The organism is Microbacterium sp. zg-Y1090 (assembly GCF_030246945.1).
Classification (GTDB): Bacteria; Actinomycetota; Actinomycetes; order Actinomycetales; family Microbacteriaceae; genus Microbacterium; species Microbacterium wangruii.
Genome location: NZ_CP126742.1, coordinates 2,226,500 through 2,246,518 on the forward strand (window position 1 = coordinate 2,226,500; position 20,019 = coordinate 2,246,518).

Here is a 20,019-nt window from a genome sequence, read left to right on the forward strand (position 1 = left end):
CGGACACCGTGCCCTGACGCTACCAGGGCCGCCCGATCGGCCCGGACGCGCTACTCCCCCGCCAGCCCCCCGAGCAGGTGGCCGAAGGAGCGCCCCTCGCCCAGATAGCGGCTGGGGTCGAACGGGTCCTGGGATGCCGACGGCTGCCGCCGCGCGATCGCCTCGGCCAGCTCCTTGGCGCCCCGTTCGATCCGAGCCGCCAGAGGAGCCACGTCGTCCGGGCTCGCTCCCCAGTCGCTCGAGGCGGCGAACACCCCCGTGCTCACGGGCTCCGCGTGCAGGTACGTGAACAGCGGCCGGATGGCGTAGTCGATGGCCAGCGAGTGGCGCGCGGTCCCCGCGTTGGCGCCGATGAGCACCGGCATCCCGGTGAGCGCGTCGGGGTCGAGGATGTCGATGAACGACTTGAACAGGCCCGAGTAGCTCGTCGAGAAGATCGGCGTGACGACGATGACGCCGTCGGCCGAGACCACGGTGTTGATCGCGGTCTCGAGTGCCGGAGGCGCGAAGCCGGTGAGCAGGTTGTTGACGACGTCGTGGGCGAGGTCGCGCAGCTCGATGGTGTCGATGCGGACCTCCTGGCCCCGCTCCGCCAGTTCGCGCTGGGTCGCCGCCGCCAGCCGATCGGCGAGCATGCGGGTGGAGGACGGGTTGGACAGCCCCGCCGAGACCACGGCGATGCGGCGGGCGCTCATCGCGCGCCGCCGCCCAGGCCGAAGGCCGCCCCCGCGCCGACGGGCGCGTCCTGGTAGGGCGAAGGACCGCTGAGGTTGTCCCCCCGGTTGGCCCGCGGGCGGGCCTGGCGGGGAGCGGCGTCTCCGTAGGTGGCCGCCACCCGTGCGGCGTGGGTGGGGGCGTCGGGGACCTCGGCCGGGCGATCCGCCGCGAACTCCTTGCGCAGAACCGGCACGACCTCCCCGCCGAGGAAGTCCAGCTGCTCGAGCACGGTCTTCAGCGGAAGACCGGCGTGATCCATCAGGAACAGCTGACGCTGGTAGTCGCCGAAGATGTCGCGCATGCCGGCATAGCGGTCGATCACCTGCTGCGGGGATCCGACGGTCAGCGGCGTCATCTCGCTGAAGTCCTCCAGCGACGGGCCGTGTCCGTAGACCGGCGCGTTGTCGAAGTAGGGACGGAACTGCGCCACGGCATCCTGGGAGTTCTTCGCCATGAACGCCTGTCCGCCCAGCCCCACGATCGCCTGCTGCGGGGTGCCGTGGCCGTAGTGCGCGAAGCGCTGGCGGTACAGGTCGATGAGGCGCTGGTAGTGCTCGGCCGGCCAGAAGATGTTGTTGGCGAAGAAGCCGTCGCCGTAGTACGCCGCCTGCTCGGCGATCTCGGGGGTGCGGATCGAGCCGTGCCAGACGAACGGCGCCACCCCGTCCAGCGGGCGCGGGGTCGAGGTGAATCCCTGCAGAGGCGTGCGGAACTTCCCCTCCCAGTCCACGACGTCCTCGCGCCACAGCTTGTGCAGCAGCGCGTAGTTCTCGATGGCGAGCGGAAGCCCCTGCCGGATGTCCTTGCCGAACCACGGGTAGACCGGCCCGGTGTTGCCGCGGCCGAGCATGAGGTCCATGCGCCCGCCCGACACGTGCTGCAGCATGGCGTAGTCCTCGGCGATCTTCACCGGGTCGTTCGTGGTGATGAGCGTCGTGGCCGTCGACAGGATGAGCCGCTCGGTGCGCGCGGCGATGTACGCCAGCGTCGTCGTGGGCGAGGACGACCAGAACGGCGGGTTGTGGTGCTCCCCCAGGGCGAAGACGTCGAGCCCGACGGCCTCGGCGTGCTCGGCGATCGTGAGGGTCTCCTGGATGCGCTCCGCCTCGCTGGGCGTGCGACCGGTGGTGGGGTCCTGCGTGATGTCGCTGACGGTGAAGATGCCGAACTGCATCTGTGTGCCGGTGCTGGTGTCGTCCACGGTCGCTCTCCGCTCCCGGATGCCGTCGGCACCCGTTCTATGCAAATGAATATACCTCGTCCAACGCGTGGGATACCAGGTTATTCCCGCCGATGCACGCCCCACCGGCCAGATGGGACCCGCGGGTAGCCTGGCCGCGATGAACGACGCACTCTCCCCCGGCGCCGCTGCGCAGCCGGCCGCCCGGCAGAAGCGGCGCGTGCCTTTCTGGGACAACGCACGCTTCGCGTGCATCACACTCGTCGTGCTCGGGCACGCCGTGCAGCGGCTGACGTACGACTCCGATATCGCCCTGGCGGTGTACCTGCTCGTCTACGCCTTCCACATGCCGGCTTTCGCGATCATCTCCGGCTACTTCTCCAAGGCCGGCCCTCCGAACCAGCGCCAGATGGCCCGCGTCATCACCGACATCCTCGCGCCGTACCTGGTCTTCGAGGGACTGTGGACCCTCACCAAGTGGATCATCGAGGGCTCGGCGAACCCCGACCCGACACAGCCCTCATGGACGCTGTGGTTCCTGCTCGCCCTCGGCATCTTCCGCCTCGTGCTGCCGTACCTGGCGCTGCTGAAGCAGCCGCTGCTGTGGGCCCTCGCGGTCTCGGTGGGCGCGGGCTACCTGCCGAGCATCGACTCGACGCTGTCGCTGTCGCGCACCCTCGGCCTGCTGTTCTTCTTCACGCTGGGCTGGTGGCTGCGTGACCGCGACATCGTCGCCAGGCTCGACCTGCTGCGGTCGCGGGCGTGGTGGGTCGTCGTGGCAGCGGCGGGGGTGATCGCGGCGGCAGGCTGGGCCGCCTGGTTCTTCGTGGCGGACTGGCAGGAGATGGGGCTGAGGGCGTGGCTGTTCTACGACAGCGGGTACGCCGACCTGGGCGCGGCGCACTGGTGGGCCGGCGGCGTGCGACTGCTGCTGATGGGGATCGCGCTGGTGCTCACGGTGGCCTTCCTCACCCTCGTGCCCCGGCGGGACCGCTGGTGGACCCGCTTCGGGCAGTACACGATGTACGTCTATCTGCTGCACTCGTTCGTGCTGTACCCGTTCCGCGAGTCCGGCGTGCTGCGCGGACTCGATCCCACCTGGTTCTGGCTCCCCCTGGTCGCCGTGGCATCGGTCGCCATCGCGCTGGGGCTGGCCACCCGGCCGGTGCGCACGGTGTTCCGCCCGCTCGTCGAACCCCGCCCGCGCTGGCTGTTCGCCGACCCGACCCTCGCGCAGCGCGAGGGGCACGCCAACGGTCCGACGGGCTCGCGGCGGGCACCGGACCGGCCACGCTCCTCCCCCGGCGACCGCGCGTCGCGCTGACCGCGCAGACGACGAAGGCCGCCCCACACCCGGGGCGGCCTTCAAGAAGTTCTGCGCGATTGAACGCTGGTTGCGACTTAGCGGCGCAGTCCGAGACGCTCGATCAGCGAGCGGTAACGCGCGATGTCGATGTCCTGGAGGTAGCCGAGCAGACGGCGGCGCTGACCGACGAGCAGGAACAGCCCACGACGCGAGTGGTGGTCGTGCTTGTGCTCCTTGAGGTGCTCGGTGAGGTCCTTGATGCGCTGCGTCAGCATCGCGACCTGCACCTCGGGGGATCCGGTGTCACCGGGGTGCGTCGCGTACTCTTCGATGATCGCCTTCTTGACGTCTGCTTCCAGTGCCATAGGTGATCCCCTCTCTCCTCGTTGCGCGGCGCCCGACGCCTGATACGTGGGCTCTCTTTATCCGCGGCCGATCTAACGGCAACCTGGAGAGTCTATCAGGCGCCCGGCCGGTGAGATGCCGGACGCGGGACGCAGGGATCCGGTCGGGTATCGGCGGATTCCGGCCGTCGCATCCGACCGGCCGGGGCGACGTCGGCGCCCGGGGCTAGAGTCACGGCGTGGCCACCGCATCCGCTCCCCTCGCCGTTGCCGGCGTAGCGGCACCCCGCCAGGGCGTGCTCATCGTGCAGTTCGTGCTGACGGGCGTCATCTGGGGATCGAGCTTCCTGTTCATGAAGGTCGCCCTCGAAGGCGTCTCCCCTGCACAGGTGGTGTGGAGCCGGCTGGTGCTCGGCGCGCTCACCCTCGGACTGTTCGTCGCCGCCCGCCGCGACCGGCTGCCGCGCCGACTGCGGGTCTGGGGGCACATGACGGTGCTGGCGCTGTCGTTCTGCGTCGTGCCGTTCCTGCTGTTCTCGTGGGCGCAGCAGCACGTGACCTCGGGCCTTGCGAGCATCTACAACGCCACCACGCCGATCATGACCGCGGTCATGGCGTGGGCGGTGTTCCGCGTCGAACGCCTGAAGCCCGTGCAGATCGCCGGCATCCTCGTGGGCGTGGCCGGGGTGATGGTGATCATCGCGCCGTGGCAGGGACTCGATCTGTCGCAGAGCCTCCTCGCGCAGCTCGCCATCCTCGGCGCCACCGCCTGCTACGGCTTCAGCCTGGCGTACATGCGCCGCTTCGTCGCCGACTCCGGGATGAGCGCTCTGGTGTTCTCCTTCGTCAACATCGGCATCGCGGCCGTCATCATGCTCGCCCTCACGCCCCTCGTGGCGGCGACCCCCGTGCGCGTGGACCTCTGGATCGTCCTGAGCCTGCTGGCGCTCGGGTGCGCAGGAACGGGCGTCGCCTACATCTGGAACCAGAACGTGCTGCGCGCCTGGGGGCCCACCCGCACATCGACCGTCACCTACATCACGCCCGTCGTGGGAGTGGCACTGGGCATCGTGCTGCTCGGCGAGCGACTGCACTGGAACGAGCCGGCCGGCGCGGTGCTGGTCTTCCTCGGCATCCTGCTGGCGCAGGATCGCCTGCGGCCGCGCAGACGGCGACGGGCGGATGCCGCCTGACCCCGGGAGGTCTGCGGCATCCGCCCGTCGTGGCGTCAGGCCTGGAGCGAACCCTGCAGGTCGAGCGTGATCGTGACGTCCTTGCCCACCAGCACGCCGCCGGTCTCGAGTGCCGCGTTCCACACCAGACCGAAGTCCTCGCGGTTGATGACGGTCTTGGCCGTCGCGCCGGCCTTGTAGTTGCCCCACGGGTCGACGCCGAAGCCGCCGAAGTCGAGGTCGAAGGTCACCGGGCGGGTGATGCCGCGGATGGTGAGGTCGCCGTCCACGAGGAAGTCGCCGTTCTCCACGCGCACACCGGTGGACACGAAGTCCAGCGTCGGGTGGTTCTCGGCGTCGAAGAAGTCCGCCGAGCGCAGGTGCGCGTCGCGACCCTCGTCGTTGGTGTTAACCGAGGCGACGTCGGCCGAGGCCACGACGCTCACCTCGAGGGGGTTCTCGGGAGCGATGATGGTGGCGCTCTTGACGTCGAACGTGCCGCGGACCTTCGAGATCATCATGTGACGCACGCTGAACGTCACCTCGCTGTGCGAGGGGTCCAGCACCCAGGTGCCGGCCTTGTAGCCGGGGATCTCGATCGTGGTGGCGCTCGTCGCGTCGGTCATGTGGTCCTCCATCGTGCGGCCGGCGGTTCCGGCGTCTGGGAAGGGTGAACGGCCGCGACGGAGTGTCTATTCCCGTGAATGGAAATTGATCCTCAGGATTTTCCCGAGGTCCCCGCCTCGAGGATCGACACGATGGAGAAGAGGGTGAAGCACACCGCCCCGAGGCCGGTGAGAACCCGGGCAGGGATGAAGAACCCGGGGTCGGTGATCGCGGCCTCGGCGAGGAACGCCGCGAAGAACAGGCAGGCCAGGCAGGTGAAGACCGGGATGAGGGGCACGCGGTTGGCGAGCTCGAAGTGCCGGCGCCACACCGAGGCCAGCAGGAACACCTTGGAGATGATGCTGTAGCAGACGAGCCCCAGGCCGATGAGAATGCAGCCGGGCGCGAGCCGCTCGGGGCGGTCGGAAGCGACCAGCACGACCACGCCCCAGAGGATGGCGGCGCTGCCCATGAGCAGCACCCAGAGGGTCCACGCCCATCTCTCCGGCTCGTCGAACTCGTTGCGCACCTGGCGGCCCACCGTCGCCACCAGGGAGATCAGACTGGCGCAGATCGCGCCAAGGCCCATCATGACGTGACCCGCGACGTACCGCGGCGCCTCGGCGGAGTCCGTCAGCAAGACCGAGGCCCAGACGATGAGCACGAGCGCGCACACCGCGGGGATGCAGATCAGCGCCACGAGCACCGACCGCCCGTAGGCGTCGGCGGGCGGGCCGTCCTCGTGCCGCCGCGCCGCGTTGGCGGTGATGAGGGTGAACGCGCTCGATGCCACCGCGACCGTGGTGACGCACGCGGCGATCAGCCCCACGCCGAACACCACGTGGCCGGCGACGAAGTCGGCGTTGGATGGTCCGCCCCGCAGCACCAGGCCCCACACCGCCGTGGTCGCCGCCACGCCGTAGCCGAGCACCGGGAGCACCACCTTCCAGAGCGGGCCGAAGGTGCGGGTGAGCTGACGGATGATCATCGCCGCCGTCGTGAACAGCGCGATGCAGATGGCCGTCAGTGACACCAGCACGTGGCCGGCCGTGCGGTGGGCGGGGTCGTCGCCGCCGGCGAAGACGTACCACCCGAAGCTCAGGCACACCGCTCCCATGAGCAGCGGGATCGCGCGGAACAGGATGCTGATGGCGAAGTTCATGCGACGTGTCCTTCCGTGCCCCGCGCCGCCGGCGCGCGGCTACACCGTAGGACCGCCCATCGCACGCCGCAAGAGGCCCGCCGAGCGCGCAGAAGGGGCGGATGCCGAAGCATCCGCCCCTTCTGAGCGTTCGGGTATCGCGGGGTCAGCCGACCGCGAGGAGGTCGATGATGAAGACGAGGGTCTTGCCGCCGAGGAAGTGGCCGCCGGCGGGACCGTACGCCAGGTGCGGCGGGATGATCAGCTCACGACGCCCGCCGACCTTCATGCCGGGAATGCCGTCCTGCCAGCCCTGGATGAGGCCGCGCAGCGGGAACTGGATGCTCTCGCCGCGGCTCCAGGACGAGTCGAACTCCTCGCCGGAGTCGTACTCGACGCCGGCGTAGTGGACGGTGACGGTGTCGCCGGGCTTCGCCTCTGCACCGTCGCCCACGATGAGGTCGCGGATCACCAGTTCGGAGGGGGCGGGACCGGTGGGGGCGTCGAATTCGGGCTTGCTGCGGTTGTCAGTCATCCCCCCATCCAACCGGAGCCGGCGGAGCGGGTCAACGCGAGCGCGTGTCGGCTTGACACCGGAAAGACGCGCGAGGATCATGGGACTCAGATCGATTCAGCGCCCGGGAGACACGCAGGCATCGCCGCGGCACCGGGCGCTGAATCGCGTTCTGGGCGTTGCCGGTCTACCGTCCGAACAGCGCCGTGCGTGCCGACACCGCGCGGGCGAGGAAGACCCGCTCGTCCTCGGCGGCGTGGGGGTCACGACCCGACAGCGCCCGCTCGCGCGCGGCGGCGAGCGCCGTGGCATCCGTGATGTACTCCTTCATCACCCTTCGCCGGTCGCCGGGGAGCCGCTGCGCCCAGGCCAGTGCGCGCCGGCGGCCTGCGCCCGTGGCGAGCATGTCCACCTCGCCCGCAGTGAACCACCCCGCCGCGGCGTACTCCCCCAGTCGCTCCCGCGTCAGCCGGGCCTCCTCCCGCCGCAGCAGGACGACGCCGAGGATGAACAGCAGGAACAGCGGCACCTGCAGGGTGGCGTAGAGGGCGAAGAAGTCGGCGAACACCGCCGACCCGTTCCACACCGCGTGCAGCACCACCGCGCCCAGCATGCCCAGCAGCCACGGGCGGGTCGTCGCGGCGACGCCGGCGCCGCGGCGCGCCGCCCGGCCGAGGGCGTAGCCGGTGACGGCGGTGAACATCACGTGCGCGAACGGCGAGAGGATGCCGCGGACGAAGAAGGTCACCGTCGTCTCGGCGACCCCGCCCTGGAGCAGGCTGGTGGCGAAGTACAGGATGTTCTCGGTGAAGGCGAAGCCCGCACCGACCAGCGCGCCGTAGACGATCCCGTCGACGGGGCCGTCGAAGGCCCGACGGGCGAAGGCGAAGATCGCCAGCACCCCCAGTCCCTTGGCCGCCTCCTCCACCAGCGGCGCCTGCACGACCGTCGAGAACGCCTCGCGGGCCGCCGAGCCGTCGGCGCCGATCGCCCGCACGACGAGCAGGTCCACCAGCAGCGTGATCGCCACGGCGGCGATGGCGCCCCACGCGACGGCGAAGACCACCAGCGATGCCGGCTCCGGCTCCCATCGGTCGACGATCCGCACCGCCAGCAGCACGCCCACCAGCGGCACGAGGGCCAGCAGCATGCCGATCACCGACGCCGCAGCGCCGAGGAACGTCAGCAGATACGCCACGAGCCCGACCAGCAGCAGCACCAGGACGCCCATGATCCAGATGGGCGCGCTGCGCCCGCGCCGCGCGGGAACCGGCACCACCGGCGGCGACGCGGGCGCCGGCGCGATGGGCGCCGCCTGGCCGGGGTGGGGCTGGGACAGCGCGGAGGTGTACGGCACGACGCACAGCCTAGAGGCCGATCGCCGGCGGCCCCGGGCACCGGCGCACCGGTAGCCTGAAACGATGCGCTTCGCCCACGTGATCACGTCCGCGGGGACGCCGCCCCGGCTGGCCGTCGTCCGCGACGGCACCGTCGCCCTCGTCGACGAGCTGTTCCCGGGTGCTCCCGGGCTGCTGCCGGAACTGATCGCCGGCGGCGACGACCTGCTGTCGCGGGTGCGCGACGCGGCCGACGCCGCGACGACCTGGCATCCGGTGGCGGGTCTGTCGTTCGCGTCGGCGGTGCTGGACCCACCGGTCGTGCTCGCCATCGGCCTGAACTACGCCGCGCACTCCAGCGAGCTGGGGCTCAAGGCCGACACGGCCCCGACGGTCTTCGTGCTGTGGCCCAACTCCCTCACGGCGCACGGGGCGACGACCACATGGCCGCGGTCGCTGAGCGAATCGGTCGACTACGAAGCCGAGCTCGGCGTGATCATCGGCCGGCCCGCGAAGGACGTCTCCCCCGACGACGCGCTCGACCACGTCTGGGGCTACACCGTCGTCAACGACATCACGGCCCGCGACATCCAGTTCTCCGAGGCCCAGTGGTCGCGCTGCAAGTCGTTCGACGGGTTCACCCCGACCGGCCCCTACGTCGTGACCGCCGACGAGATCCCCGACCCGCAGAACCTGCACATCTGGGCTGTCGTCGACGGCCAGACGGTGCAGGATGCCAGCACCGGCCAGATGATCCGCTCCGTCGCCACGCTGGTGTCTCACCTCTCCGCGTCGGCGACCCTGCTGCCGGGCACCCTCATCTCCACGGGGAGCCCCGGCGGAGCGGGGTACTCACGCGATCCCCAGATCTTCCTGCGCGACCGTTCCACGGTCACCGTGGGCGTCGAGGGCATCGGTGAGCTGACCACGCACTGCCGCATCAACGACTGACCCCCGCGCACCTCGCGGTGCACGGGGGTCGGCCGGCGACGCTCAGTCGCAGGTGATGGTCGTGCCGTCGGTCAGCTGCCAGATGCCGGATCCGAGCTGATCGCAGGCCTCGTTGTACGCCCCGAAGACGACGGTGACGAGCACGATCACGAGGATGATCGACAGCACCAGCAGCACGGCGCTGATGATGATCGCTGCGAGGGCCCAGTTGTTCTTGACGCCGGCCTTCTTGCTCTGCACGAGCGCCACGATGCCGAGGATGAGGCTGACCGGCTGGGCGAAGAACGACAGCACGAACGCCACGATGCCGAGGGTCTTGCCCGGCACGGGGGCGTCGGGGCCGTAGCCGGCGGGAGCGCCCGGCGCACCAGGGTAGGTGGGTGCGGCGGAGTACGCCGGCGCGGCGTTGGGGTCGTACGCCGGCGGTGCGCCGTAGGCCGGCGCGCCGCCGTAGGACGGGGCGGCGGAGTAGGCCGGCGGCGCCTGCGGCGGCGCCAGGGGTGCATCGCCCACGGGCGGAGCAGCCGGCTCGCCCACGGGCTGCGCAGCCGCGTCGCCGGCGTGCTCAGGCGTCGGCTCGTTGGGGTTCTGGGGGTCGGACATGTCTCTCCTCGATCGGAACGTCGTGTGTGACGGTCGCGTTGTGATGGTCGCGCAAAGGTCGTGTCGACGCTAGCGGGGCGGTGCGCCGCGCGACAACCGCACGCGTTCAGGCCTCGATGATGCTATCGGCGGCCGTGACGATGGGAATCGCGGCGGTCGCCGTCTCGAGTCCCGACAGGCGTGCCGGCGACAGCTGCTTGTCGACGTCGGCGCGAGTCATGAGGCCTGCCTCCACGACCAGGTCGCCGACGTTGCGCCCCGTCAGCAGCGCGGTCTTGGCCAGCGCAGCCGCGGCGGCATACCCGATGAAGGGCGTCAGCGCCGTCACGACGCCGACCGACGAGCCCACCATGGCGCCCAGGCGCTTGCGGTTGGCGGTGATGCCGTCGACGCAGTTGACCCGCAGCGTGCGCATCGCGCGGCGCATCCACGTGATCGACTGGAACAGCGAGTGCGCGATGATCGGCTCGAACGCGTTCAGCTGCAGCTGCCCGCCCTCGACGGCCATCGTGATGGTCAGATCGGCTCCCGCGACCGAGAACGCGACCTGGTTCACCACCTCCGGGATGACGGGGTTGACCTTGCCGGGCATGATGCTGGAGCCGGCCTGACGCGGTGGCAGGTTGATCTCGCCGAATCCCGCCTGAGGACCGCTGGAGAGCAGCCGCAGGTCGTTGCTGATCTTCGACAGCTTGATGGCGTTGCGCTTGAGCGACGACGAGAACGACATGAACGAGCCGGTGTCGCTGGTGGATTCGACGAGGTCCACCGCGGTCTCCAGGTCGAGCCCGGAGATCTCACGCAGGTGACGAAGCACGGCCCGGGAGTACCCCGGATGCGCCGTGATGCCGGTGCCGATGGCGGTGGCGCCCATGTTGATCTCGTACAGCAGCGACGCGTTCTCGGTGAGCCTGGAGTGGTCCTCGCCGAGCGTGGTGGCGAATCCGTGGAACTCCTGCCCGAGCGTCATCGGCACGGCGTCCTGCAGCTGCGTGCGCCCCACCTTCAGCACGTCGTGGAACTCGACCGCCTTCGCCAGGAAGGACTGCCGCAGCAGGTCGAGCTCCTCGAGCAGCGTGCGCAGGTCCAGCCCCAGCCCCACCTTGATCGCGGTGGGGTAGACGTCGTTGGTGGACTGGCTGCGGTTGGTGTGGTCGATCGGCGACAGGAAGGCGTAGTCGCCCTTGGGCCGGCCCGCCATCTCGAGCGCCACGTTGGTGATGACCTCGTTGGCGTTCATGTTGGTGGACGTCCCCGCCCCGCCCTGCACGACGCCGACGACGAACTGATCGTGGAACTCGCCCTCGATCACCCGCTGCGCAGCCCGGTCGATGAGGTCGGCCCGTTCGGCGTCGAGCACCCCGATCTCGAGATTCGCCCGCGCGGAGGCCTGCTTGACCATGGCCAGCGCGCACACCAGGTCGCGGTAGACCGAGATCGGCCGCTGGGAGATGGGGAAGTTCGCCAGCGCCCGTGCGGTGTGCACCCCCCAGTAGGCGTCGGCGGGAATCTCCATCGATCCCAACGAGTCGGTCTCGGTGCGGGTCGGAGGGGTGTCGTCGAGTGTCATGGTGCGTCCTTGTGGGTGCTCACGGCGGTGTGATAGATGCCACTGAGCCTACCCGCGGACCCCGCACCACCGACCCGGGCCGGCTCAGCGGGCCGGCTTGCGCGAGAACGCCTCCATCCGCTCCTCCGCGGTGAGCGCGTCCATGCGCTGGACCCACTCGGCGCTGAAGAAGTCCCCCGTGGGGGCGTCGACGACGGGGACGACGGAGTGCGTGATCGTGTCGTCGTAGACGTGCACCAGGTGGAACGCCTGCGCGGCATCCATGCCGTTGACCTCTTCCGGCGGCCGCTGCAGGTTCATCGTGTAGCAGGTGGCGGATGCGACGCTCACGGGGACGCCGGCGAACGTGCCCGACGTCGAATAGTGCAGGTGGCCGGCGAGGATGCCGCGCACGTCCGTGCCGGCGATGGCCTCGGCCAGCGACGCCTGGTGGCGCAGCTCGAGGATGTCGAAGAGGGGGATGTGGCTGGGAAGCGGCGGGTGGTGCATCGCCAGCAGGGTGCCCAGCGGCGCGGGGTGTCGCAGCTGCGCGCGCAGCCAATCGAGCTGGGTCGCGTCGAGGTCTCCGTGGTGCCAGCCGGGAACGGTGGTGTCGAGGGCGATGAGACGCAGGCCACCCAGGTCCCACACGCCGGTCACCGGCTCCTGGCTGGCCGGCAGCCCGAGCAGGTCGCGTCGCAGTTCGGGGCGTTCGTCGTGGTTGCCGGCGACCCACACGACCGGCGCGCCCAGTCGTGCGGCCACCGGCTCGACGGCGGCGCGGAGCGCCCGGTACGCCTCGGGCTCGCCGAGATCGGTGAGGTCGCCGGTGAACACCAGGGCGTCGGGACGCACCCCCAGCCGCTCGACGGCAGCCAGCGTGGCGTCGAGGTTCGCGGTGACGTCGAACCTGCCGGCCAGGCGCGCTCCGCGCCCGAGCAGGTGCGTGTCGCTCAGGTGCACGATCACGCGACGTGCCGGCGGATGGCTTCCCCACTGCACTGGTTGCATGGCCGAAAGTCTAGGTGGGGCCGCCGACGTCACACGGTGGCGCGCAACGCGCCGGCGGACGTCAGTGGTTGAAGAGGATGATGAGCAGCCCGCCGAGAACGGCCAGGCCGCAGACGGAGAACGAGGCGTACGCGCCGACCAGGGCGAGGGTCTTCTCGCCGTCGCTGAGCGGACTGCGGGCTGCCGACTTGGCGGCCGCCTTCGCCGCACGCCGCGCCTGCTTCTCACTGATCACCGTGATGGCGTCGGTGAACTCCGCCGGCGCCACGACGGGCGCACGGCCGGCGCGCACCAGCATCCGAAGACCCAGCGCGTAGAAGCCCACCACCACGACCGCGGCGATGAGGGCGGCGATGAAGACCTCGGCGAAGGCCACCCAGTTGATCGCGATGTTCATCGGCCTTCCTCCCCGCCGTCGCCCCGCGTGCGCGCGGCCTCCTTCGCCGCCTTCGCCGCCTTCGCCTCGCGGCGCTGCAGCGCGCGCTGCCGGCGGGTGGGCGGCGGGTTGCGCTTGACCTTGACCGCCCCGGCGGACTCGGCGACCCCGCTCATCGCGTTGGCGGAGGTGACGGCGTTGCGACGCGAGCGCAGGAAGATGGCCAGGATGATCGCGATGGCCGCGACAGCACCGACCAGCACGCCGACGACCTGGCCCAGCCACACCACGACGAGGGCGGCGAGCGCGCCGACCGCGCCGGCGGCCGGCAGGGTCAGCAGCCAGCCGACCATGATGCGCCCCACCGTGCGCCAGCGCACCTTCGAGCCGCGCCGGCCGAGACCCGACCCGATGACCGATCCCGAGGCGACCTGCGTCGTCGACAGGGCGAAGCCCAGGGCGCTGGAGGCGAGGATCGTGGACGCCGTGGACGCCTCGGCGGAGAAGCCCTGCGCCGGCTTGACGTCGGTGAGACCCTTGCCGAGCGTGCGGATGATGCGCCAGCCGCCCATGTAGGTGCCGAGCGCGATGGTCACGGCGCACGCGACGATCACCCAGAGCTGAGGCTGCGCGGCGGTCTGCCAGCCGACGGTGATGAGCGCGAGGGTGATGACACCCATCGTCTTCTGCGCGTCGTTGGTGCCGTGCGCCAGCGCGACGAGCGACGACGTGAAGATCTGTCCCCAGCGGAACCCGTCGCGGCCGTCGGGCTTGTTGTCGTAGCGGCGGGTCATCGCGTAGGCGAGCTTGGTGACCGTGAACGCGATGATGCCGGCCGTGAGCGGCGCGATCAGCGCCGGGAGCACGACCTTCGACATCACCACGCCCACATCGATGGCCGCTGCGCTCGCCCCGACGAGGGTCGCGCCGATGAGGCCGCCGAACAGCGCGTGCGACGAGCTGGAGGGCAGGCCCAGCAGCCAGGTGAGCATGTTCCAGGTGATCGCGCCGATGAGGCCGGCGAAGATGATCGACGGGAAGATCGAGGCGGAGATCTCCTCCTCGCGGATGATCCCTCCCGAGATGGTCTTGGCCACCTCGGTGGAAAGGAACGCGCCGACGAGGTTGAGGACGGCGGCCAGCAGCACCGCGGTCTTGGGCTTGAGGGCACCGGTCGCGATGGGCGTGGCCATCGCGTTGGCGGTGTCGTGGAAGCCGTTGGTGAAGTCGAAGAAGAGCGCCAGTGCGATCACCAGCACGACGATGAGGGCTGCGGTTTCCACCGTTCGCTTTCCGTCAGGAGATGGGGGGAAGGGTGCCGACGATGTCGGCCGTGCGAACGAACAGTTCAGCGGGTAGTTGTGCTCCGTTTACCGAGCCGACAGAAATCTTCGCACATCCGCGCCCGCGATTCTTACCGACCGGCGCTGTTCTGCGGCGACGTTCAGGCGCGGCGCGCGGGGCCGACTAGCGTGAGAGGGTGACCGCCACCGCGCAGACGCCCCAGGACTCCCCCGCTCCCCCCGTCGCCGAACGGCGTCCGCGGGAGCGCACGCACCACGGCGATACCGTCGTCGACGCGTACGAATGGCTGCGAGCCAAGGACGACCCGGGGGTGATCGCCCACCTCGAAGCCGAGAACGCCTACACCGAAGCCCGCACCGCGCATCTGGCGCCGCTGCGCGAGCGGATCTTCGAGGAGATCAAGGGCCGCACCCTCGAGACCGACCTGTCGGTGCCGACGCGGCGCGGAAGCTGGTGGTACTACGCCCGCACCGAGGAGGGCCGGCAGTACGCGATCCACTGCCGCGCCCCCCTGGCATCCCCCGAGGACTGGACCCCGCCGGCGCTCACGCCCGGCACGCCCGTCCCCGGCGAGCAGGTCCTGCTCGACGGCAACGTCGAAGCCGAGGGCAACGACTTCTTCTCGCTCGGCAGCTTCGAGGTCAGCGACGACGGCGCCCTGCTGCTGTATGGCGTCGACGTCGAAGGCGACGAGCGCTACACGGTGCGGGTGCGCGACCTCGCCACCGGCGAGACGCTCCCCGACGAGATCCCCGGCACGTTCGCCGGCGCGACCTTCTCCCCCGACGCCCGGTTCATCGTCTACACGACCGTCGACGACGCATGGCGACCCGACACGGTGTGGCTGCACGAACTGGGCACACCCGTCGCCGAAGACGCCCGGATCTTCTCCGAGCCCGACGAGCGGTACTGGGTCGGGGCGGGCTTCACCCACAGCCGCCGGTTCCTGATGGTCGAGCTGGGCTCATCGGTGACGTCGGAGGAATGGCTGCTGGATGCCGACGACCTGCGGGGCGCCCCGCGCGTGGTGTGGCCGCGTCGCGACGGCGTGGAGTACTCCTCGGAGCACGCGGTCGTCGACGGCGAGGATGTGCTGTACGTGCTGCACAACGACGGCGCGCTGGACTTCGAGCTCGTGCGGGTCGCGGCCGCGGATCCCGCGGGTGCCCGGGCCACCGTCATCCCGCATGAGCCCGGTCGGCGCCTGCTGGGCGTCTCGACGTTCCGCGACTGGGCGGTCGCCGGCTACCGCCGCGACGGTCTCGAGCGGCTCGCGATGCTCGACTACAGCACCGAGGCGCTCGACGAGATCCCGTTCGACGAGCCGCTGTACAGCGTGGGGCTGTCGGGCAACCCGGAGTGGGCTCCGCCCGTGCTGCGCCTGGGATACGGCTCCTTCGTCACGCCCGGCACGGTGTACGACTACGTCGTGGCGACCGGCGAGATGCTGCTGCGCAAGCGCCAGCCGGTGCTGGGCGGCTACGTCGCCGCCGACTACGCGCAGGAGCGCGTGTGGGCGACGGCCGCCGACGGCACGCAGGTGCCGGTGTCGCTGGTGTGGAAGCGCTCGTTCGGCACCCCCGGCTCCGAGGGACCCCGCCCGCTGCACCTCTACGGGTACGGCTCCTACGAGCATTCCATCGACCCCGGCTTCTCCGTCGCGCGGCTGTCGCTGCTGGACCGCGGCGTCGTCTTCGCCGTCGCCCACGTGCGCGGCGGCGGCGAGATGGGCCGTCAGTGGTACGAGGACGGCAAGCTGCTGCACAAGCGCAACACGTTCACCGACTTCGTGGACGCCGCTCGGCACCTGGTGGCCGCCGGCTACACCTCCCCCGACCGGATGGTGGCCGAGGGCGGCTCGGCGGGCGGGCTGCTGATGGGTGCGGTGGCGAACCTGGCACCGGAGCTGTTCGCCGGCATCCTGGCCGGGGTGCCCTTCGTCGACGCCCTCACCACGATCCTCGATCCGTCGCTGCCGCTGACGGTGATCGAGTGGGACGAGTGGGGCGATCCCCTCCACGACGCCGACGTGTACGCCTACATGAAGTCGTACTCTCCCTACGAGAACGTCCGCGAGGGCGTCACCTACCCGCGCATCCTCGCCGTGACGTCCCTCAATGACACCCGGGTGCTCTACGTCGAGCCGGCCAAGTGGGTCGCGCGCCTGCGCGAGGTCGGCGCCGATGCGCTGCTGAAGTGCGAGATGGTCGCCGGCCACGGCGGCGTCTCGGGGCGCTACAACTCCTGGAAGGAGCGCGCATTCGAGCTCGCGTGGCTGCTGGAGGTGCTGGGGGTCGCCGACCCCGCGTGAGCGGGCGGGATCAGCGGTCGTCGCCGCCCCCGGAACGCCGTGATCCCGGGAGCCCTCCCCGTGACAGGGGCGGTCTCCCGGGATCCGGGGTCGCAACGACGCGAGGTCAGCCGAAGAGCGCGGCAGCCTCTTCGTAGCGGTACAGCGGCACGGTGTTGAGCTCGCCGAGGGCCTCCTCGAACGAGACGCGCACGATGTCGGTGCCCTTCATCGACACCATCTGGCCCCACGCGCCATCGACGATGGCGTCTGCGGCGTGCAGCCCCAGGCGGGTCGCCAGCACGCGGTCGAACGCCGAGGGCGAACCACCCCGCTGGATGTGGCCGAGGACCGTCGCGCGCGTCTCGATGCCGGTGATGCGCTCGATCTCGGGCGCGATGATCTCGCCGATTCCGCCCAGGCGGGGGCGGTTGAAGGCGTCGAGGCCCTTGTCGCTGTACGCCTCGTCCATGCCGCTCAGCTTGAAGCCCTCCGAGACGACCACCAGCGGCGCACGGCCGCGGTCGTGGGCCTTGGACACCTGCTCGCAGATGTCGTCGATCGACATCGGCACCTCGGGGATGCAGATGACGTGTGCGCCCGCGGCCATGCCGGCGTGCAGGGCGATCCAGCCGACGTGACGCCCCATGACCTCGGCGACCATGCACCGCTGGTGCGAGTCGCCGGTGGTGCGCAGGCGGTCCATCGCGTCCGTGGCGATGTTGACCGCCGTGTCGAAGCCGAACGAGTAGTCGGTGGCCCGCAGGTCGTTGTCGATCGTCTTGGGCACGCCGAGCACGTTGATGCCGTCCTTGGACAGCCGGTTCGCGGCGGCAAGGGTGCCCTCGCCGCCGATGGCGATGATGCCGTCGATGCGGTGACCGTAGAGCGTCTTGGCGATGTTCTCCGCGCCGCCGCGGGGGCCCTCGTAGGGGTTCGTGCGGCTGGTGCCGAGGATGGTGCCGCCGACCTTGGACAGGCCCTTCACCTCGTGGCGGGTCAGCGGGAAGAAGTCCGCGTCCACCACGCCCCGCCAGCCGTCGCGGATCCCGACGAACTCGAGGTCGTAGGTGGTCGTGCCCTTGAGCACGACGCCGCGGATGACCGCGTTCAGGCCCGGGCAGTCGCCGCCGCTGGTGAGGATGCCGATCTTCATGGAACGTCCTTGCTGTCAGCTTTCAGTGATGTGTACGGCCACGTTGCCTTCCTCGACACTATCGGCGCCCGCCGTCGCCTGCCAGACGCGCGGGCCGGAGGAAATGCGACGCGGCCCCGCCGGGGGGCGGGGCCGCGTCCATCTGTGGCCACGATGGCGGCAGCGGCGCGTCAGCTGCCGCCGAGCGACCGCCGCAGCAGATGCATGAGAGCCGACAGCTGCACCGAGTCCGTCGATGCCGCCTCCGCCGCCTCGCCGTCCAGTGCGCGGGCCGCGAGCCCCTGCTTCGAGTCGATGAGCTCCGCGATCTTCGTGTCGATCGTGTGGGCCGCGATGATGCGCCACGCCGTGACCGGCTCACCCTGACCGATGCGGTGCACGCGGTCGATCGCCTGCGTCTGCTCGGCCGCCGTCCACGACAGCTCCGCGAGCACGACGTTGGATGCCGCCTGCAGGTTGAGTCCCACGCCGGCTGCCGTCAGCGAGCACACCGCGATGCCCACTCCCGGGTCGTTGTTGAACGCGTCGATGGCCTCCTGGCGCGCGGGCGTCGTCTGGTCGCCGCGGATCGAGACGGTGCGCAGCCCTGCCGCGGCGAAGTGCGCCTCGGCGGCATCCATGACGTCGATGTGCTTGGCGAAGAAGACGACCTTGCCCACCGACCGCTGCAGCTGCACGGCGTAGTCCGCCGCGAGCAGCGCCTTGGCCTGGCCGATGCGCCGCACCATGGTGAAGACGTTCTCCGAGCCGGAACCCGCGGCCTTGGCCTCTTCGAGCTCGTTGTGCGCGACGAGCCGCACGATGTCCTCGTCGAAGTCGCCCAGGAACACCCGGTCCCCACGCGCTTCGAGGATGCGGCGGTACTTCGCCGCGAGACGGTCGCCCAGCTCGCGCTCCGCAGCCCTGATCGAGCGGCCGAACTCGTCGTCCAGCTCCACCGGGAGATCGGCGATCAGCTTGTCGGGGAGGTCCGCGGCGACGTCCTTCTTCTTGCGCCGCACGATCCCCATCGAGATGACCGCTTCCCGCGCCTCGGGGTAGAACGCCTTGTCCGCCGGAGTCAATCCCGTCGCGTCGAGCTTCTCCATCAGCTCGGGGCCGGGCTTCTCGCCGTTGGTCCAGCCGAGGAACCGCCAGATCGCATCGAAGTCCTCGACGTCGTTGATCAGCGGGGTTCCCGTCAGCGCCAGCATGAGCGGGTCGCTCGTCTGCTCGCGGATGCGGCCCGCCAGCGCCAGCACGTTCTGCGAACGCTGCGACGAGAGGTTCTTGATGAAGTGGGCCTCGTCGACGACCATGCCCTTCAGCCCGATCGAGCTGAGCCAGGACAGGTGGCGGTCGAGGATCTCGTAGTTGACGATGAAGACGTCGGCGAACGCGTCGAGGTCCTCCCCGTCACCCTGGATGACCGTCGCGCGCCGCTGCGGCGTCCAGCGGTGCACCTCGCGCGCCCAGTTCATCTTGACGACGTTGGGGACGACCACCAGCAGCGGGTAGGCGTCGGCGACGGATGCCGCCAGCACCGACTCCGCGGTCTTTCCCAGACCCGGCTCGTCGGCCAGCAGGAAGCTGCGGTGGCCGTGACGCACCGACTCCAGGAACCGCGACTGGTGCGGCATGATCTCCAGGCCCTTGGGCGACAGGCGATCGAACTCCGGCATGGGGGGCAGGTCCATCGAGGCCGCGCTGCCGCCGGCGCCGGTCTCGAACGCCTTGTACAGCGGGCCCATGAGCTCCCAGCCGTCGAGTCGGCGACGAGGGGTGTCCGCGGGGTTGCGGCGGTGGAGGTCCGGCGCCAGGAACGGGTTCGCCTCGCGGCGTGCTTCGACCTGCGGCGGCACGACCTGCCGTGAGCTCATGGCGGCGGGGACCACGGGCGCCGCGACGGGCACGGTGTCGGTGATGATGAGCTCGTCCGGCGGAAGCTCCGCCCCCGATTCCAGCAGCCAGTCCCGCCGCATGCGCTTGGCGACCGGCGACGTGGCCTGGTCGACCTCGAGCAGCTGGATCAGCGAGGTGTCGCGCGCGGCGGTCTTCGCGAGGATCGTCGCCACTCCGTCGAGCCGCTTCAGCAGCTCGGCGCGTGCGGCGTCGGTGACCTCGGTGTCGGCCTTGACCCGGGCGCGCTCCTCGCGGACGAGGAACGCGATCACCTGGAACTTCACGCGGTTGGTGGGTCCCAGCTTGCCGCGCTGGGACTTCGCCTCGACCTCGCGCACCTTGCGGGCGAGGATCGGGATGATGGGCGCTTCGTCATCGCGTCGGGATGACGTGTTCTTCCTGCGGCGCGACGTGGACTGCGCGGCGGGTGCCGTGGGCGGCATGCTCCTCCTGGGCGTGGATGCCGGATGCCTCGGGAGTCCCGGGGCGGGATCGATGTGCATGTGACCGCGTGCGGCTCGGTTGCCGGGACGACCGCGGTCTCAGGGACGACGCACGACGCGCCACGGGCATACATCAG

Annotated in this window: 18 protein-coding genes; 4 read left to right on the forward strand and 14 right to left on the reverse strand. The window is 70.5% G+C overall.

The genetic code is table 11. The annotated features are described in order from the left end of the window. Positions 1-50: 50 nt before the first annotated feature. Complete coding sequence (locus QNO26_RS10605; protein ID WP_257533262.1) at positions 51-695, reverse strand: FMN reductase; 645 nt, start codon at positions 693-695, stop codon at positions 51-53. Next, positions 692-1,891, reverse strand: a complete 1,200-nt coding sequence (locus tag QNO26_RS10610; RefSeq protein WP_257533298.1) for an LLM class flavin-dependent oxidoreductase — start codon at positions 1,889-1,891, stop codon at positions 692-694. The genes QNO26_RS10605 and QNO26_RS10610 overlap by 4 nt, the downstream gene beginning before the upstream one ends. A gap of 166 nt (positions 1,892-2,057) precedes the next feature. On the opposite strand from QNO26_RS10610, the gene QNO26_RS10615 reads away from it, so the two are divergent. Next, entirely contained in the window at positions 2,058-3,221 is a 1,164-nt protein-coding gene (locus tag QNO26_RS10615) for an acyltransferase family protein (RefSeq protein WP_257638248.1), read from the forward strand. Between the two features lie 77 nt (positions 3,222-3,298). Here QNO26_RS10615 and rpsO read toward each other — a convergent pair whose 3' ends face one another. Continuing rightward, entirely contained in the window at positions 3,299-3,568 is a 270-nt protein-coding gene (gene rpsO, locus QNO26_RS10620) for a 30S ribosomal protein S15 (protein ID WP_017830938.1), read from the reverse strand. 218 nt (positions 3,569-3,786) lie between these two features. Between rpsO and QNO26_RS10625 the strand changes: the two genes are divergently transcribed. Next, entirely contained in the window at positions 3,787-4,740 is a 954-nt protein-coding gene (locus QNO26_RS10625) for a DMT family transporter (RefSeq protein ID WP_374679355.1), read from the forward strand. Between the two features lie 35 nt (positions 4,741-4,775). On the opposite strand, the gene QNO26_RS10630 is transcribed toward QNO26_RS10625, so the two are convergent. The 4 genes from QNO26_RS10630 to QNO26_RS10645 all read right to left on the reverse strand — a co-directional run bounded on the left by QNO26_RS10630 (position 4,776) and on the right by QNO26_RS10645 (position 8,337). Then, a complete protein-coding gene (locus QNO26_RS10630) occupies positions 4,776-5,345 on the reverse strand; it encodes a YceI family protein (protein WP_257533268.1) in 570 nt (189 codons plus the stop codon). 92 nt (positions 5,346-5,437) lie between these two features. Next, entirely contained in the window at positions 5,438-6,487 is a 1,050-nt protein-coding gene (locus tag QNO26_RS10635; protein ID WP_257533270.1) for a DUF2776 family protein, read from the reverse strand. A gap of 145 nt (positions 6,488-6,632) precedes the next feature. After that, positions 6,633-7,001: an FKBP-type peptidyl-prolyl cis-trans isomerase gene (locus QNO26_RS10640; protein WP_257533272.1), complete on the reverse strand. Its 369-nt coding sequence runs from the start codon at positions 6,999-7,001 to the stop codon at positions 6,633-6,635. Positions 7,002-7,167: 166 nt separating this feature from the next. Next, positions 7,168-8,337 carry a PrsW family intramembrane metalloprotease gene (locus QNO26_RS10645; RefSeq protein ID WP_257533275.1) on the reverse strand — a complete coding sequence of 390 codons (1,170 nt, stop codon included), beginning with the start codon at positions 8,335-8,337 and terminating at the stop codon, positions 7,168-7,170. Between the two features lie 64 nt (positions 8,338-8,401). On the opposite strand from QNO26_RS10645, the gene QNO26_RS10650 reads away from it, so the two are divergent. Continuing rightward, positions 8,402-9,268 carry a fumarylacetoacetate hydrolase family protein gene (locus QNO26_RS10650; protein WP_257533276.1) on the forward strand — a complete coding sequence of 289 codons (867 nt, stop codon included), beginning with the start codon at positions 8,402-8,404 and terminating at the stop codon, positions 9,266-9,268. Between the two features lie 42 nt (positions 9,269-9,310). On the opposite strand, the gene QNO26_RS10655 is transcribed toward QNO26_RS10650, so the two are convergent. The 5 genes from QNO26_RS10655 to QNO26_RS10675 all read right to left on the reverse strand — a co-directional run bounded on the left by QNO26_RS10655 (position 9,311) and on the right by QNO26_RS10675 (position 14,090). Next, a complete protein-coding gene (locus QNO26_RS10655) occupies positions 9,311-9,871 on the reverse strand; it encodes a DUF4190 domain-containing protein (RefSeq protein ID WP_257638247.1) in 561 nt (186 codons plus the stop codon). A 106-nt stretch (positions 9,872-9,977) separates the two neighbouring features. Beyond that, positions 9,978-11,441 carry an aspartate ammonia-lyase gene (locus QNO26_RS10660; protein WP_257533280.1) on the reverse strand — a complete coding sequence of 488 codons (1,464 nt, stop codon included), beginning with the start codon at positions 11,439-11,441 and terminating at the stop codon, positions 9,978-9,980. A gap of 84 nt (positions 11,442-11,525) precedes the next feature. Next, positions 11,526-12,431, reverse strand: a complete 906-nt coding sequence (locus QNO26_RS10665; protein ID WP_257638246.1) for a phosphodiesterase — start codon at positions 12,429-12,431, stop codon at positions 11,526-11,528. 61 nt (positions 12,432-12,492) lie between these two features. Beyond that, the gene (locus tag QNO26_RS10670; RefSeq protein WP_257533284.1) at positions 12,493-12,828 is read right to left on the reverse strand and encodes a peptidase; all 336 of its coding nucleotides are present in this window, start codon (positions 12,826-12,828) and stop codon (positions 12,493-12,495) included. After that, positions 12,825-14,090, reverse strand: a complete 1,266-nt coding sequence (locus QNO26_RS10675; protein ID WP_257533286.1) for an inorganic phosphate transporter — start codon at positions 14,088-14,090, stop codon at positions 12,825-12,827. Before QNO26_RS10675 ends, QNO26_RS10670 begins: the two co-directional genes overlap by 4 nt. A gap of 197 nt (positions 14,091-14,287) precedes the next feature. Between QNO26_RS10675 and QNO26_RS10680 the strand changes: the two genes are divergently transcribed. Further along, positions 14,288-16,423, forward strand: coding sequence for a S9 family peptidase (locus QNO26_RS10680; RefSeq protein ID WP_257638245.1), 2,136 nt, complete (start codon positions 14,288-14,290; stop codon positions 16,421-16,423). Between the two features lie 106 nt (positions 16,424-16,529). Here the strand turns inward: QNO26_RS10680 and QNO26_RS10685 are convergent, their stop codons facing one another. Continuing rightward, positions 16,530-17,558: a 6-phosphofructokinase gene (locus QNO26_RS10685; protein WP_257533290.1), complete on the reverse strand. Its 1,029-nt coding sequence runs from the start codon at positions 17,556-17,558 to the stop codon at positions 16,530-16,532. 170 nt (positions 17,559-17,728) lie between these two features. Beyond that, entirely contained in the window at positions 17,729-19,882 is a 2,154-nt protein-coding gene (locus QNO26_RS10690; protein ID WP_257533302.1) for a DEAD/DEAH box helicase, read from the reverse strand. Positions 19,883-20,019: the final 137 nt, after the last annotated feature.

Excerpts from the sequence above, each read along its gene's own strand:
- QNO26_RS10605 (WP_257533262.1), bottom strand. The coding sequence starts at position 695 with ATGAGCGCCCGCCGCATCGCCGTGGTCTCGGCGGGGCTGTCCAACCCG.
- QNO26_RS10610 (WP_257533298.1), bottom strand. The coding sequence starts at position 1,891 with ATGCAGTTCGGCATCTTCACCGTCAGCGACATCACGCAGGACCCCACC.
- QNO26_RS10615 (WP_257638248.1), top strand. The coding sequence starts at position 2,058 with ATGAACGACGCACTCTCCCCCGGCGCCGCTGCGCAGCCGGCCGCCCGG.
- rpsO (WP_017830938.1), bottom strand. The coding sequence starts at position 3,568 with ATGGCACTGGAAGCAGACGTCAAGAAGGCGATCATCGAAGAGTACGCG.
- QNO26_RS10630 (WP_257533268.1), bottom strand. The coding sequence starts at position 5,345 with ATGACCGACGCGACGAGCGCCACCACGATCGAGATCCCCGGCTACAAG.
- QNO26_RS10635 (WP_257533270.1), bottom strand. The coding sequence starts at position 6,487 with ATGAACTTCGCCATCAGCATCCTGTTCCGCGCGATCCCGCTGCTCATG.
- QNO26_RS10640 (WP_257533272.1), bottom strand. The coding sequence starts at position 7,001 with ATGACTGACAACCGCAGCAAGCCCGAATTCGACGCCCCCACCGGTCCC.
- QNO26_RS10650 (WP_257533276.1), top strand. The coding sequence starts at position 8,402 with ATGCGCTTCGCCCACGTGATCACGTCCGCGGGGACGCCGCCCCGGCTG.
- QNO26_RS10655 (WP_257638247.1), bottom strand. The coding sequence starts at position 9,871 with ATGTCCGACCCCCAGAACCCCAACGAGCCGACGCCTGAGCACGCCGGC.
- QNO26_RS10660 (WP_257533280.1), bottom strand. The coding sequence starts at position 11,441 with ATGACACTCGACGACACCCCTCCGACCCGCACCGAGACCGACTCGTTG.
- QNO26_RS10665 (WP_257638246.1), bottom strand. The coding sequence starts at position 12,431 with ATGCAACCAGTGCAGTGGGGAAGCCATCCGCCGGCACGTCGCGTGATC.
- QNO26_RS10670 (WP_257533284.1), bottom strand. The coding sequence starts at position 12,828 with ATGAACATCGCGATCAACTGGGTGGCCTTCGCCGAGGTCTTCATCGCC.
- QNO26_RS10685 (WP_257533290.1), bottom strand. The coding sequence starts at position 17,558 with ATGAAGATCGGCATCCTCACCAGCGGCGGCGACTGCCCGGGCCTGAAC.
- QNO26_RS10690 (WP_257533302.1), bottom strand. The coding sequence starts at position 19,882 with ATGCCGCCCACGGCACCCGCCGCGCAGTCCACGTCGCGCCGCAGGAAG.